The sequence below is a fragment of the Croceicoccus pelagius genome, assembly GCF_001661915.1.
Lineage (GTDB): Bacteria > Pseudomonadota > Alphaproteobacteria > Sphingomonadales > Sphingomonadaceae > Croceicoccus > Croceicoccus pelagius.
In genome coordinates this window covers 126,599-139,873 of record NZ_LYWY01000037.1, presented here as the reverse complement: position 1 = coordinate 139,873, position 13,275 = coordinate 126,599, and the positions used below count along the sequence as shown (strand labels likewise).

Sequence of the window (13,275 nt, the reverse complement as noted above, 5' to 3'; positions counted from 1 at the left end):
CACGCCAACAAAGTTCAGGGCGACGACGTTCAGGGGTCGAGGCGGAAGGTTACGTGCGCTTCCAGCGGCGAGCCTGCCGGAATGTTTGGATGGTTGAAGTCCATGCTCTCCACCCGCTCCATCCCCAACCGCCGCATCACCGCCTGGCTGCGATTGTTGAGGACGGACGTGATCGCGTAGATCGGCGTGCCGGGATAGATCTTGCGCGCATGGTCTATCGTCGCAAACGCGGCCTCGGTCGCATAGCCCTTCCCCCAGGTGTCCCATGCCAGCCGCCAGCCGATCTCGACCTCGCCTGCAATTGGGCCGACCGAGGTGCGGTACATGCCGACGAAACCGATGACGCGCCCGTCGCTCTTGCGCTCGCAGGCCCAGAACGTGTGGCCCTGTTCCTGCGCAACCTTGTCCAGCCGTTCGATCAGGCCCGCCGTCTGCTCGCGAGTCATCAGGGTGCCCAGCGTCGCCATCACCTTGGGATCGGTGCCGAGCACGTGCATCGCGTCGATGTCGCCATCGTCGCCGACCATCCAGTCGCGCAGTCGCAGGCGCTCCGTCTCGATTTCCATCACCCTCTCCCCGGCCTTTGCATCGACCACACCATCGTCGGGTTTTCCTGTGGCGGATAGTCGGGATCGTCGTAGTCGAGGTCCTCGCGCCGCACCATGCCCAGCCGCTGCATCACGCGCCACGACCCGCGATTGACCTGCGAGGTCTGCGCGTACGCCACCGGCTGATCGAACCGGTCGAAGATGATGGCAACGACCGCCGCCGCCGCTTCGGTCGCATAGCCTTGCCCGCGCGCATCGCTGCGAAGCTGGTAGCCGACCTCGAAAGACCCGCGCAGTTCATCGGGCGCGGTTTCGGCCATGACGGGGCCGGTGCCGCATGAACCGAGCAACGCCCCGTCCGACACGCGCTCGATAGCAAGGAACCCTTGGCCCTCACGATCCCATGTTTCCAGCAGTCTCGCGAAAGTCTCCCGCTCGCGATCGGGGGGCAGCTTGCCGCCGAGATGCTTGCGAACAGCGTGGGTGTTGAGATGCGCCTGCCAGTCCGTAAGGTCGTCCTCCCGCCACTTGCGCAGGACAAGCCTTTCGGTCCGGCAGATCGCGTCAGCCATTGAGAAGACGAGCCGCCAGCGGCGCGTGATAGGTCAGCACCCCGCTCGCGCCCGCGCGCTTGAACGACATCAGAGTTTCGAGGACCAGCGCCTCGCGCTCGCCCGCTCCGGCGGCGACCGCGGCCTCGATCATCGCGTATTCGCCGCTGACCTGGTAGGCATAGACCGGCACTTCGAAAGCCTCGTGCACGCGGCGCACGATGTCGAGATAGGGCAGCCCCGGCTTCACCATGACGCTGTCCGCACCTTCCTCGATATCGAGTTCCACTTCGCGCAGCGCCTCGCGCCCGTTGGCAGGGTCCATCTGGTAGGTCTTCTTGTCCCCTTTCAGCAGGCCGCTCGATCCCACGGCATCGCGGAAAGGGCCGTAGAACGCGCTCGCATACTTGGCGGCATAAGCCATGATCTGGACATTGTGGTGGCCCTGATCTTCCAGTGCCTCGCGGATCACGCCGATGCGCCCGTCCATCATGTCCGACGGGGCAACGATATCCGCCCCCGCCGCGGCCTGCACCAGCGCCTGCCCGACCAGCGCATCAACCGTCGCATCATTCGCGACATAGCCGTTGTCGTCGAGCAATCCGTCCTGCCCGTGACTGGTATAGGGATCGAGCGCGACGTCGGTCAGCACACCGAGATCGTCGCCCACCGCGTCCTTGATGGCCGAAATCGCGCGGCACATCAGGTTCTGCGGATTGTGGGCCTCGGTCCCGGTGTCGTTGCGAAGCGCGCTCGGCGTGTTCGGGAACAGCGCAACGCAAGGAATGCCCAGCGAGACCGCTTCCCTGGCCCGCGCCACGATGCCGTCGACCGACCAGCGCGATACGCCCGGTAGCGAGCCGACGGGATCTTCGACGTCGCTGCCTTCGGTGACGAAAAGCGGCCAGATCAGATCTGCCGGAGTGAGGACGGTCTCGCGCAGCATAGCGCGGCTCCACGCGGTAGCGCGGGTGCGGCGCATGCGAAGGTTGGGGTAGGTGCTCATCGCGCAGTCTCCTGCCCCTTCGCCCCTACCCAGCGCAAGTGGCTTGTCACGTCATGCCGCGTTGGAAAGGCGATCGATCTCGCGCACGGGTTCCGCCGGCTCCTCGTTCCGGGGCGCAAGCGCCTCGAGCGCGGCACCCGGCTTCACGGTCTTCAACTCGCGAAGGTGGGCACGAAACTGCTGCAGCTCCCCGGGCGAAAGCTGGGCGCGCACGACGAACTGGACCGATAGCGGATCGATATGCTTGCCGTTGCGATAAAGCTCGTAATGGAGGTGCGGCCCTGTCGAAAGGCCGGTCGAACCGGCATAACCGATCACCTGCCCGCGCTTCACCCGCTGTCCGCGCGAGACGGCAAAGCGTGACATGTGGGCATAGCCAGACTGCAGCCCGCCACCGTGGTTGAGCTTCACGAAATTGCCGAAACCGCCGTTGCGGCCCGCGAAGGAAACCGTACCGTCGGTCACGGCATAGATCGGCTGGCCGGTGCGGGCGCGGAAATCGACGCCTGCGTGCATGCGCTTGTAGCGCAGGATCGGGTGGCGCCTCATGCCGTAACGTGATGTGATCGCGCCGTTGGTGGGCGATACGAGGCCGGTCCGCAGTTCGCCCTGACCGTTCGCATCATAGAACTTGCCGTCCTTGCCCCAGCGCAGCATCTGCGCCTTGGCCGTGCCGCGGCGCGAAAGGCCTGCGAACTGGACGTCGCCCACTTCGACTTCGCCGGTTTCGGCGCGCTTGTAGGCGATGATGATGTCGAATTCGTCGTCGGCCCCAACCTCGCGATCGAGGTCGATCGCCTCGTCGAGAGCCTTCAGGTACTGCTGCACCGCACGGGCCGGAGCGCCGGCAGCACGGGCCGAACGATAGAGCCCTGACCCCACCTTGCCCGTAATGCGAAGCGGCGTGTCGTCGACGCGGATGACCCGCTTTTCTAGCGCGAGTGGCCCGCCTTCACGGTTGACCGTCAGTTGCAGATCGAACCGGGCACGGAATGTCAGATTTTCGAGCGGACGCGGCTCGCTGGGCGAAGTGCGGCGGCCAAGCGTCATCTGGAAACCGGTGCCGCCTTCAATATCCTTCACCGGAAAGGCGTCGGCAATCAGCTCTTCTGCCCGCGAAGCATCGCCCGCGCCGACGCCGGCACGGCGCAACATGGCGGCAAGCGTATCGCCCGAACCCAGTGTCGCAGTTAGTTCCACCACCGGGCGTTCCGGCGCACTGGCCAAAGGCACGACGAGCCGCGATGGCCCCATGCGGCGGCCCGTGTCTGCCCCCAGCGCGAGCGGGGTGATCATCTGGCTGCGATATTCGTCGCGCTCTTCCTCGGTCAGGTCGACGTCGGGGGCGGCCTGGACGGCGTTGAAATCGGGCCAGAGCGCGAGCGCAAGCGCGATGAGGACCAGCATGAACGCAAGGCTGCGGTACCAGCGCGGCGATCCGATGCCGGAACCGAGATCGGAAACCCAGGGCTCCTCCTCGCCGTCCTTCAGGCCGAACTGGCGCAGCACGGTGCCGAGGTCGCGCTTCTCGACCTCTTCGGTTTTTCCGTCGTCCGGTTTTCCGATATGCGGTGCCTGCACCGCGCACCTCCTCGTCGTGGGTCCGCATCCTTTGCACAGAGGCGATCCCTCCCCCGCGCACAGGACTGGTTAACGCGTTGGCGCAAATCGTGCCTTACGCAAAGTTGAAGAAGTGCTGCTTCCACATGGCTGCGCGACGAAGCGCCGCTGGCCTGCGACGAATGGCACCCCCAGGCACGCGCAATGCGGGTGATGATCGTGGCTCCATGCCTTGTCGCCCCGCCCTGCGACTGCCAAGTTGGGATCGTAATGAACCGCGCTGCCCCCGACAGCCGCACCGTCAAGGCCGTGCTCGGCCCGACCAATACCGGCAAGACCCACCTCGCCGTCGAACGGCTCTGCGCGCATTCGAGCGGGCAGATCGGCTTTCCGCTGCGTCTTCTGGCGCGCGAGATCTACGACCGCGTCGTCGCGATCAAGGGACCGGACCGCGTCGCGCTGATCACCGGAGAGGAACGGATCGATCCGCCCAACGCGCGGTGGAAGCTCTGCACGGTAGAGGCGATGGACCGCGATGCCGATGTCGCCTTCGTCGCAGTGGACGAGGCGCAACTGGGCGCGGACCGCGAACGCGGCCATGTCTTTACCGACCGGATGCTGAATGCGCGGGGCCGCGAGGAGACGATGATCCTCGGCTCCACCGCTCTGACCCCGATGGTCAAGCAACTCGTGCCCGAGGCCGAGATCATCACCCGCCCGCGCTTTTCGACGCTGACTCACGCGGGAAGCCTCAAGCTTTCCCGCCTGCCTCCGCGCAGCGCGGTCGTCGCGTTCAGCGCCGAGGAAGTCTACACCGTCGCCGAAATGCTGCGCCGGTTCCGCGGCGGGGCCGCCGTCGTCATGGGCGCGCTTTCGCCGCATACCCGTAACAAGCAGGTCGAGATGTTCCAGTCGGGCGAGGTCGACTACATCGTCGCCACAGACGCCATCGGAATGGGACTCAACCTCGATGTTGCCCATGTCGCGTTCGCAGGGCTTGCCAAGTTCGACGGCCAGCGCCGCCGCCGGCTGACGATCGCCGAAATGGCCCAGATCGCGGGCCGGGCCGGTCGTCACCAGAAGGATGGTACATTCGGCACGCTGGCAGGTGAACGCGGCGCGGAGTTTTCCGAAGAGGAAGTCCACGCGATCGAGGAGCATATCTTCCCGCCGATCGAGAAGATGATGTGGCGCGATGCGCGACCCCGCCTCGATTCAGTCGACGTGCTGATCGACGATCTTTCCGCTCCACCCGGCGAACCGGCCCTCGCCCCGGCACCTGAAGCCATCGATCTCGCCGTTGCGCGGATATTGTCAGAGAGTCCGAAAGTGCGGCAGCGTGCGAAGGGCAAGGCGATGGTCGCGCGGTTCTGGGATGCCTGCTCGCTGCCTGATTTCCGATCTCTGGGCGCGGAAAACCACGCCCGCTTCGTTGCAAGGCTGTGGGACGACCTGTCCGAAGGCACGGGCCGACTGGGTCACGATTACGTCGCAGGAATGATCGCGCACCTTGACGATGCGCGCGGCGATATCGACACCTTGCAGGGACGGATTGCCGCAATCCGTTCATGGGCCTACATCGCGCAGCGTCCGGACTGGGTCCGCGACCGCGAGGACATGGCCGATCGGGCCCGCGCGGTCGAAGCAAAGCTTTCGGATGCCCTGCACCAGCGGTTGACCGAGCGGTTCGTGAACCGTCGCACCGCCGTATTGATGAAGAAACTGGGCGACAGCGGCCTTTTGCCGGTGACGCTTGGAGAAGGAGGAGCCGTAATGGTCGACGGCGAGGAAATCGGGAAACTCGAAGGCTTCCGCTTCGATGTCGATCCCCAGGCACGGCTTGAAACGCGGCGGCTGCTTCTGGCCGCAGCTGAAAAGCACTTGCCCGGTCTGTTGAACGAACGCGCCGACGCGCTGATGGCGGATTGCGAGAATCGCGGCGAGGATCTCGCCTGGTCGGGTGATACGGTTACTTGGCTTGGCCAGCCGGTCGCAAAGCTGACTGCGGGCCGCCGCCTGCTCGAACCGCAGGTCAAGCTGGCACCGGGCCTCAACGCGCTCGATGCACCGCTTCGCGCCAAGATCGAAAAGGCGGTCCAGGGCTGGCTTGATGGCGAGATCACGGTTCGGCTGAAACCTCTGTTCAAGCTATCGAAGGCGGCAGAAGAAGCCGAGGCCGGAACCGAACTTCGCGCTCTCGCTATCGCTCTGCACGATGCAGGCGGTGCGGTTGCGCGTATAGACAGCGGGGTCGGCAAGCTCGACACCGACAAGCGCTCGCGCTTGCGCCGTCTGGGCGTACAGGTCGGCGCTCTCGACGTCTTCGTGCCTGCGATGGCCAAAGCCTCGACGCTAGAAGCGTGGCGCGCTCTGGCCGAACTCAGTGGCATGAAAGTGCGCCCCGTCGCACCGGAGATGCAGGCGATTCTGCCAATAAAGGGCGCGCCGCCGCTGTTCTACCGCCGCGTCGGCCAGCAGAACGTGCGTGTCGACCTGGCAGAAAGACTTGTCCACGCCGCACACCAGCGCCGCGCGCGCTGGGCCGGTGAGGCACCGCAGCGTCGTCGCAAGGGCAAGGAAGGCGAAAAGCCGGCAGAACCACCGGTGCGCTTCGCGCTCGACCCGTCGATGGCGCTTTCGATGGGGCTGAGCACGCAGACTTATACCGAACTGCTGCGTCAGGCAGGCTTCACTGCCCAGCCGCCTGCTGAACTTGCCGAAGGCGCGTTCGGCCCGCCGGAACCGCCGCTGTGGCGCTGGCGTCCGCGCCGGGACGGTGCGCCGCGCGGCAACGAGCGGGGACGCGGACGGAACGATAACCGCAAGGGCGGGCGCGGAAGCAAGGGCGGACGCGGACCGGGCGGTCGCCGCGAGCCCGAACCGAAGGTGGCCGAAGGCAACCCCTTCGCCTCGCTCGCGGAGCTTATCCGCTGATGTCGAGGCAGGTCGTTCCGGTGCGCGAGACGCGGCGGATCGACCGATTGTTATGGATGCTGCGCCTTACACGCACACGCGGAGCGGCGCAGGATCTCGTCTGCGAAGGTCATGTCCGGGTCAACGGGCGGCGCGTGCTGCGCTGTTCGCAGGCGATCGCGGTCGGCGACATCGTCACCATGCCACATAACGAAGCGGTGCGGATCATCGAGATCCTCGACCTGCCCAGCCGCCGCGGACCGCCTGTCGAAGCGCTTGCGATGTTCCGCGACCATACGCCCGGCGCAAATGCAAGCGTTTCGCAAGAAGGCGAGGCGTCTTGACGAACCGGAACACCCTGCATAGCAGCGACGTTAACGGCTCTAGCTAATGCCTGCCGCCCGGCGGGTCGCGATAACACGGGGAAGCCACGCGAAATGACTTACGTCGTCACCGATGCCTGCATCAAATGCAAATACATGGACTGCGTGGAAGTCTGCCCGGTCGACTGTTTCTACGAGGGCGAGAACATGCTCGTCATCAACCCCAGCGAATGCATTGACTGCGGCGTTTGCGAACCCGAATGCCCGGCCGAAGCCATCCTGCCCGATACCGAGAACGGTCTCGAAAAGTGGCTTGAGCTGAATACCAAGTTTTCCGCCGAGTGGCCGAACATCACTGCCGCCAAGGAAGCCCCCGCCGATGCCGACGAGCACAAGGGCGAGGAAGGCAAGTTCGAGAAGTACTTCTCGGCAGAGCCCGGCGAAGGCGATTGATAAGCCTCTGGCGGGGCGCGAGTCGTTCCGCCACCACCCGCCGCTCCGGCGACATGAAATAAGTCCCTGTGATCGCTTGTTGCGAGCGTTCGCAACAGGATTCGCATTTTCCGTCAGATTATGGTAAAACACCACCCAAGCTGGTGGCGTAGTGCCGCCTGCTGCCGTCAGGAAAGGCGAAATTCCCGCGAGGTGTGCACAATTCGGGCCGTGTTTTTCGGCGCGAGGGACATTGCACTCCATCGCTTGTGCCCCGCCCCCCGGGGGACGCTGCGAAACGCGGGACGATCCCGCCATAGAAAGGACAATGCATGACTGCCAAGGCTCCTGCCTTCGACGTCGGAGACTATGTCGTTTACCCCAAGCACGGTGTTGGCCGTGTGATCGAGCTTCAAAGCCAGGAAATCGCAGGCATGCAGCTCGAACTCTATGTTCTGCGGTTCGAGAAGGAGCGCATGACGCTCCGCGTGCCCGTCAACAAGGTCGAATCGATCGGCATGCGCAAGCTGTCGTCGGACAAGACCCTGCGTGAGGCGATGGACGTTTTGAAGTCGAAGCCGAAGGTAAAGCGCACCATGTGGTCGCGCCGCGCCCAGGAATACGAAGCGAAGATCAACTCGGGCGACCTCGTGTCGATCGCCGAAGTGACCCGCGACCTGTTCCGTGCCGACGATCAGCCGGAACAGTCCTATTCGGAACGCCAGATCTTCGAAGCCGCTTCCAGCCGCCTTGCACGCGAACTGGCCGCGATGGAAAAGACTGACGAACCGGCCGCTCTCGTGAAGATCCTCGAGATCCTGAACGAGTATGCGCCCAAGTACTACGAACAGACCGCCTGATCCTTCGATCAAGCGATCTGATTGTGTGAAGAGGCCGCCGGAATACCGGCGGCCTTTTTCGTGGGGCCGTCCTGATGCCGTTCGTCGGAGCAAATCGCCCGCTGGTCGAGCGCGCCTCAGCCCCACCCTTGCCGCTTAACCTCCAGTTCTGTATTACCGTGTTAATACAGTTCAGGAGTAGACGATGTCCCGCAAGTTTCCCTTCGACACCATCGGCAAGGCCATTGGCGCGGTCGCCGGGCTCGCACTGGGTGCCAGCCTTTCGGCTTGCAACGCCGAGAATATCTCCTTTGGCGGCAAGCAGGGTGTGCCTTTGTCCGAATTGGACATGACCGGCGAAGCCCCCGAATCGATCGCGCTCGCTGGGCCAGACACGGTCAGGCTAAGCGAGGGCCAAGAGCTTCTGATCGAAGTCGAAGGTTCGCAGGCGATGAAAGACGCCATGCGTTTTCACCTCGAAGGCAAGACGCTCGCGATCATGCGCAGCAAGGACGCCCCCGACGGCGAACGCGCGACCGTGCTGGTCACGATGCCCGCGCCGAAATCGCTGGTCATTGCTGGGTCGGGCACCGTTCATGCCGAGAAGCTGGCCGAGAAGGCGGACGTTACTATCGCCGGTGCCGGCTCGGCCGAGACCAAGGGCATCGCGGTCAACGCTCTCGACGTGAACATTGTCGGTTCGGGCAGCTACCGCGCCAGCGGCACGGCCGGGTCGCTCGACCTCAACATCGCGGGCAGCGGTGATGCAGATCTTGACGAACTGATGGTCGAGAAGGCCGATATCTCGATCGCGGGGTCGGGCCGAGGCGCGTTCCGTTCGGACGGAAAGGTCGATGCCTCGATCATGGGTTCGGGCACGGTCAAGGTGAAGGGCCGCGCCAACTGCGAGGTTTCCTCGATGGGTTCGGGCAAGCTGATCTGCGAAGAAGCCTGATAACCGCACGCCCTGGCGCAGTTCATCATAGCGCCATCGAAGATCGGATATTCCCCATGGCGGGATCACTGTCGTGGGGAATTTTCGTATGCGCCTGAAGCTGGCCGTTCCAATCCTGTTGTTATCCGTCCCGGCCCTGTCGGGCTGTATCGCCAAGACCGCGCTCGACGTCGCCACCGCACCAGTGCGCGTCGCCAGCAAGGCCGTCGACGTCGCGACGACCAGCCAGTCCGAAGCGGACGAGAAGCGCGGGCGCGAGATTCGCAAGCGCGAGGAACGGCTGGGCAAGCTGGAGCGGCAGTACGGCAAGGAAATGGCCGGCTGCGAGGACGGCGATGCGAAGGCCTGCGCCGAGGCGCGCGCGACTTATGCCGAGATTCAGGAAATCCTGCCGACAGTACCGGTCGAACCCGACTAGGCCGCGGCGCGTGCCAGCCTGTCATTGATCGCGACTCCGATCCCTTCATGCGGGATTGGCACGACGGCGATTCGCGCCTGAGCTGCAGCGCTCGCCGCGTGGAGCGCTGCGTAAAGCCGCGATGCGGCCTCGGCGAGATCGGCCGATGACGAAAGGTTGAAATCGCCACCGTCCGCACCAAAGCCGATGCGGAATTCATCTTCCTGCGAATGCTGGGCTTCCAGACGCACCGGTTTACCCGGCGCATAGTGACTGGCGAGCTGGCCCGGAGCCTCGATGCCCTTCGTGTCACCCGCCAACGCCGGCCCGAGCACAGATGCGATCTCCGCCTGGGTGACGGGTCCGGGTCGCAAGACTTGCCAGCCGTTCTCGCGGAGCGCGACGATTGTCGATTCCAGACCCCGCTCGGTCTCTCCTCCGTCGACCACCAGCGGGATGCGTCCCGCAAGCGAACTCGCGACATGGGCGGCGCTGGTCGGACTGACCGCCCCGCTGCGATTGGCGGACGGCGCGGCCAGCGGTGCAGGCGCATCCAGCAGGACCTGCCGCATGACAGGATGGTTCGGCATCCTCAACGCAACTGTCGGCAATCCTGCCGTGACTGCCGGCGCCAGACCGGAATCGTCCCGCAGCGGCAACACCATCGTCAGCGAACCGGGCCAGAAATGCTCGGCCAGCATCCTCGCGCGATCGTCGAGCTGCGCCAGCCGTTCCGCCGCCTGAAGATCCGGCACATGGACGATCAGCGGATTGAAGTCGGGCCTGCCCTTCGCCTTGTAGATGCCCGCGACAGCCTCAGCCCTGTCCGCCCTTGCGGCAAGACCGTAGACCGTCTCGGTCGGCAGGGCGACGCACGCGCCTTCGCCCAACAGCCGCACGGCTTCGGCAAGGCCCGCCTCATCGGCAGGCAGAACGCGCGGCATGGAGGGATTGGCGTCGGTCATCGTGCCTCGCTATAGGCGGGATGCATCGTGGGCCGGAAGGAAAGAATTTCGCGCGTGACCTACAACGACCAGACCTTTGCCCGCATCGCCGCCGCGCTGGAGCGGATCGCCCCTGCCCCGGCAGCGGCTGAGGACCTGCTTTCCGCCCCCGCCTATGGTTGGGACGGCAAGGCCCTGACGTCGATTCCCGCGATCGATGCGCCCCCGCTCGATCTCCTGCGCGGCATCGACCGCCAGCGCGATACCGTGGCCGAAAACGTCGCGCGTCATGCGGCAGGCGCCGATGCGCACGACATGTTGTTGTGGGGAGCACGCGGGATGGGCAAGTCAGCTCTTGTACGCGCCTCCGTAAAGGCTGCTGCAGGCTCCTCAGAGCGCATTGCGCTGGTTCAGGCGGCAGGAGACGCCCTTGGCACGCTTCCGGCGCTGATGAGCGTCCTGAGGGACGCTGACCGGCGCTTCCTGCTGTTCATCGACGACATCGGCTTCGGAGCGGGCCAGGAAAACGAGGCTCGCACCCTGCGCTCACTGCTTGAAGGCGGAGTTACCCCGCGCCCCGCCAACGTAAGGATCGCGGTGACATCGAACCGCCGCGCCATTGTATCGCGGCACATGGCCGAACAGGACGATCCGGTAAATCCGCGCGATGCGGTTGACGATACATTGGCGCTGGCAGACCGGTTCGGCCTGTCGATCGGTTTTCACAATTGCACGCAGGACGACTATCTCGCGATCATCGCCGCCTATGCCGATCACTACGGTTTGGCATGGGAGCAGTCGGACGCGCTCGAATGGTCGAAACGGCGCGGGGCGCGATCGGGCCGCGTGGCCCGTCACTACGTCACTGAACTGGCAGGCCGCGCCGGACGCGCGCTCGACTGATCAGGAGCCGGTCACACGCCAGATGATGCCGCCGGTATCGTCGCTAACCAGCAGGGCACCGGTCTGGTCCCATTCCAGCATCGTCGGACGCCCGTGCGCCTTGTCGCCGCCATCGTCCATGAACCCGGTCAACACAGGGACGGGAAGCTCGTCCAGGGGATTGCCGCGCGCGTCGAAGCCGACGAAGACCACGTCATAACCTGCCGCAGGCTTGCGGTTCCACGAACCGTGGCGCGCAACGAAAGCGCCGCTCGCAAAGCGCGAGCCCAGCGCCTTCTCCTGCGCGAACTTCAATCCCAACGGCGCTACGTGTGCGCCCAGCGCATATTCGGGCCAGCGGACATATTCCTGCAGGTACTGCGGCATCGGGGCCTCGACCCGCGGATCGTATTCGAAACGCCAGTAGATCCACGGCCAGCCGTAATTCACGCCGATGGGGACGTTGGTGAGGTAATCGGGCGGACCGTCACTGCCCAGCATGTCGCGCTCGTTCACCGTGGTCCAGAGCTCGCCCGACTGCGGATTGAAGGCGAGGCCGGTAGGGTTGCGAATACCTTCACCGAAGATGCGCGCCTTGCCGCTCGCGATGTCGAATTCGTAGATCGCGGCACGACCCTTTTCCTGGTCCATGCCATCTTCGCCGATATTGCTCGCCGATCCGACGCTGACGTAGATCTGCTTGCCATCGGGCGAGAGCGCCAGGTTGCGCGCCCAGTGATTCCCGCCGCCCGGCAAGTCCATCAGCTTGGTCGGCGCTGCCTCGATCTTCGCCTGCCCCGGTTGATAGGGGAAGGAGACGAGCGCATCGGTATTCGCGACGTAGAGTGTGCCTTCGTGCCAGACCATACCGAACGGCGAAGTCAGCTCTTCGACCAGTACGCTTGCCTGTTCGGCCACGCCGTCCTTGTCGGCATCGCGAAGCAGCTTGATCCGGTCTGGCGACTTCACCCCTGCCCCGACCCTCTTCATGAAGAAGTTCATGACCATGTCTTCGACGCCCTTGGCCGATCGCTGCTGCGAATTGGTTTCGGCCACCAGTACGTCGCCATTCGGCAGCGTCAGCATCGAGCGCGGATGAGACAGACCCTCGGCAAAGCGCGTGACCCTGAGACCTTCGGCGGCGACAGGTGCAGCACCATCGGCCCAACCGCTGGGTTCCAGCAGCTTCACGGTCGGAAAGCGCTCCATCTCGGCCGGAGCGATGACCGGATCGGTGCCCGAAACTTCATCGACCGTCATGTCGGCAGGATTGCCGATCCAGAGATAGATCAGGAACCCGATGACGATGGCGAGGATCAGTCCGAAGAAGACGACGACATTGCGTTTTGCTGAAGTCATGCGGGCTTAGATAGGGCGAGGCCGTTACGCGGGCAATGGCATTGGCGTGCAGAGGCGGCTATGGGCGGGGCCATGTTCGACTTCCTCCCCACAAATCCGTCCGACAAGGCCGCGACTTACGCCGAACTGGCCGAAGCGGTATCCGCCATCACCACGGGCGAGAGCGATCGAATCGCCAACATGGCGAATTGCGCAGCGCTCATCGACGCTTTTGTCGGTGACCTGAACTGGTCGGGCTTTTACCGTGTCGTTGATGGCGAACTGGTGCTCGGGCCCTTCGTGGGACGCCCCGCCTGCATCCGCATTCCTTTCGGCAAGGGCGTGTGCGGCACATCGGTTTCCGAAAAGCGGACCATGCTGGTCGACGACGTCCACGCCTTCCCCGGCCACATCGCCTGTGACTCGGCAAGCCGGTCCGAACTGGTCGTCCCGATCATGAAGGACGGTGAAGTCGTGGCGATCATCGATCTCGACAGTCCTTCGCCCGCGCGCTTCGACGCAGAGGACCAAGCCGGGATCGAGGCAGTGGCCGCGATCCTTGCAGAACGGTTCTAAGCCGGAAGCTT

At 64.6% G+C, this 13,275-nt stretch carries 14 protein-coding genes; 8 read left to right on the top strand and 6 right to left on the bottom strand.

Features of this window, described 5'->3' with window-relative positions; genetic code table 11:
* Nucleotides 1-29: 29 nt before the first annotated feature.
* From A9D15_RS10070 to A9D15_RS10055, 4 genes are read right to left on the bottom strand one after another with little or no spacing between them, the layout of a single operon-like run.
* A complete protein-coding gene (locus A9D15_RS10070; protein WP_066764534.1) occupies nucleotides 30-566 on the bottom strand; it encodes a GNAT family N-acetyltransferase in 537 nt (178 codons plus the stop codon).
* Nucleotides 566-1,120 (bottom strand): GNAT family N-acetyltransferase, encoded by a 555-nt coding sequence (locus A9D15_RS10065; RefSeq protein WP_066764531.1) that lies wholly within the window; start codon nucleotides 1,118-1,120, stop codon nucleotides 566-568. Before A9D15_RS10065 ends, A9D15_RS10070 begins: the two co-directional genes overlap by 1 nt.
* A complete protein-coding gene (gene hemB / locus A9D15_RS10060) occupies nucleotides 1,113-2,105 on the bottom strand; it encodes a porphobilinogen synthase (protein WP_066764529.1) in 993 nt (330 codons plus the stop codon). Before hemB ends, A9D15_RS10065 begins: the two co-directional genes overlap by 8 nt.
* Before the next feature lie 51 nt (nucleotides 2,106-2,156).
* Nucleotides 2,157-3,686, bottom strand: coding sequence for a M23 family metallopeptidase (locus tag A9D15_RS10055; RefSeq protein ID WP_066764527.1), 1,530 nt, complete (start codon nucleotides 3,684-3,686; stop codon nucleotides 2,157-2,159).
* Between the two features lie 249 nt (nucleotides 3,687-3,935).
* On the opposite strand from A9D15_RS10055, the gene A9D15_RS10050 reads away from it, so the two are divergent.
* From A9D15_RS10050 to A9D15_RS10025, 6 genes are all read left to right on the top strand, one after another.
* Entirely contained in the window at nucleotides 3,936-6,599 is a 2,664-nt protein-coding gene (locus tag A9D15_RS10050) for a helicase-related protein (protein ID WP_066764524.1), read from the top strand.
* Nucleotides 6,599-6,922 (top strand): S4 domain-containing protein, encoded by a 324-nt coding sequence (locus tag A9D15_RS10045; protein WP_066764523.1) that lies wholly within the window; start codon nucleotides 6,599-6,601, stop codon nucleotides 6,920-6,922. The genes A9D15_RS10050 and A9D15_RS10045 overlap by 1 nt, the downstream gene beginning before the upstream one ends.
* Nucleotides 6,923-7,015: 93 nt before the next feature.
* Complete coding sequence (fdxA, locus tag A9D15_RS10040) at nucleotides 7,016-7,354, top strand: ferredoxin FdxA (RefSeq protein WP_066764521.1); 339 nt, start codon at nucleotides 7,016-7,018, stop codon at nucleotides 7,352-7,354.
* 311 nt (nucleotides 7,355-7,665) lie between these two features.
* Nucleotides 7,666-8,193 carry a CarD family transcriptional regulator gene (locus A9D15_RS10035; protein ID WP_066764519.1) on the top strand — a complete coding sequence of 176 codons (528 nt, stop codon included), beginning with the start codon at nucleotides 7,666-7,668 and terminating at the stop codon, nucleotides 8,191-8,193.
* Nucleotides 8,194-8,377: 184 nt separating this feature from the next.
* Nucleotides 8,378-9,127, top strand: a complete 750-nt coding sequence (locus A9D15_RS10030) for a head GIN domain-containing protein (protein ID WP_082924399.1) — start codon at nucleotides 8,378-8,380, stop codon at nucleotides 9,125-9,127.
* 88 nt (nucleotides 9,128-9,215) lie between these two features.
* Nucleotides 9,216-9,545, top strand: a complete 330-nt coding sequence (locus A9D15_RS10025) for a hypothetical protein (protein ID WP_066764517.1) — start codon at nucleotides 9,216-9,218, stop codon at nucleotides 9,543-9,545.
* Here the strand turns inward: A9D15_RS10025 and A9D15_RS10020 are convergent.
* Nucleotides 9,542-10,489, bottom strand: coding sequence for an L-threonylcarbamoyladenylate synthase (locus tag A9D15_RS10020; RefSeq protein WP_066764515.1), 948 nt, complete (start codon nucleotides 10,487-10,489; stop codon nucleotides 9,542-9,544). The two genes, A9D15_RS10025 and A9D15_RS10020, sit on opposite strands and share 4 nt — an antisense overlap.
* Nucleotides 10,490-10,543: 54 nt before the next feature.
* On the opposite strand from A9D15_RS10020, the gene A9D15_RS10015 reads away from it, so the two are divergent.
* Nucleotides 10,544-11,371, top strand: coding sequence for an ATP-binding protein (locus A9D15_RS10015; protein WP_066764513.1), 828 nt, complete (start codon nucleotides 10,544-10,546; stop codon nucleotides 11,369-11,371).
* On the opposite strand, the gene A9D15_RS10010 is transcribed toward A9D15_RS10015, so the two are convergent.
* Nucleotides 11,372-12,709, bottom strand: coding sequence for a PQQ-dependent sugar dehydrogenase (locus tag A9D15_RS10010; RefSeq protein WP_066764511.1), 1,338 nt, complete (start codon nucleotides 12,707-12,709; stop codon nucleotides 11,372-11,374).
* A gap of 72 nt (nucleotides 12,710-12,781) precedes the next feature.
* Here A9D15_RS10010 and A9D15_RS10005 point away from each other — a divergent pair, with 72 nt between their 5' ends.
* On the top strand, nucleotides 12,782-13,264 hold the full coding sequence (locus tag A9D15_RS10005) for a GAF domain-containing protein (RefSeq protein ID WP_066765035.1): 483 nt from the start codon (nucleotides 12,782-12,784) through the stop codon (nucleotides 13,262-13,264).
* Nucleotides 13,265-13,275 lie beyond the last annotated feature (11 nt).

Coding starts and splice junctions, on each gene's coding strand:
- A9D15_RS10005 (WP_066765035.1), top strand. CDS start 12,782: ATGTTCGACTTCCTCCCCACAAATCCGTCCGACAAGGCCGCGACTTAC.
- A9D15_RS10010 (WP_066764511.1), bottom strand. CDS start 12,709: ATGACTTCAGCAAAACGCAATGTCGTCGTCTTCTTCGGACTGATCCTC.
- A9D15_RS10050 (WP_066764524.1), top strand. CDS start 3,936: ATGAACCGCGCTGCCCCCGACAGCCGCACCGTCAAGGCCGTGCTCGGC.
- A9D15_RS10035 (WP_066764519.1), top strand. CDS start 7,666: ATGACTGCCAAGGCTCCTGCCTTCGACGTCGGAGACTATGTCGTTTAC.
- A9D15_RS10025 (WP_066764517.1), top strand. CDS start 9,216: ATGCGCCTGAAGCTGGCCGTTCCAATCCTGTTGTTATCCGTCCCGGCC.
- A9D15_RS10070 (WP_066764534.1), bottom strand. CDS start 566: ATGGAAATCGAGACGGAGCGCCTGCGACTGCGCGACTGGATGGTCGGC.
- A9D15_RS10020 (WP_066764515.1), bottom strand. CDS start 10,489: ATGACCGACGCCAATCCCTCCATGCCGCGCGTTCTGCCTGCCGATGAG.
- A9D15_RS10065 (WP_066764531.1), bottom strand. CDS start 1,120: ATGGCTGACGCGATCTGCCGGACCGAAAGGCTTGTCCTGCGCAAGTGG.
- hemB (WP_066764529.1), bottom strand. CDS start 2,105: ATGAGCACCTACCCCAACCTTCGCATGCGCCGCACCCGCGCTACCGCG.
- fdxA (WP_066764521.1), top strand. CDS start 7,016: ATGACTTACGTCGTCACCGATGCCTGCATCAAATGCAAATACATGGAC.
- A9D15_RS10045 (WP_066764523.1), top strand. CDS start 6,599: ATGTCGAGGCAGGTCGTTCCGGTGCGCGAGACGCGGCGGATCGACCGA.
- A9D15_RS10030 (WP_082924399.1), top strand. CDS start 8,378: ATGTCCCGCAAGTTTCCCTTCGACACCATCGGCAAGGCCATTGGCGCG.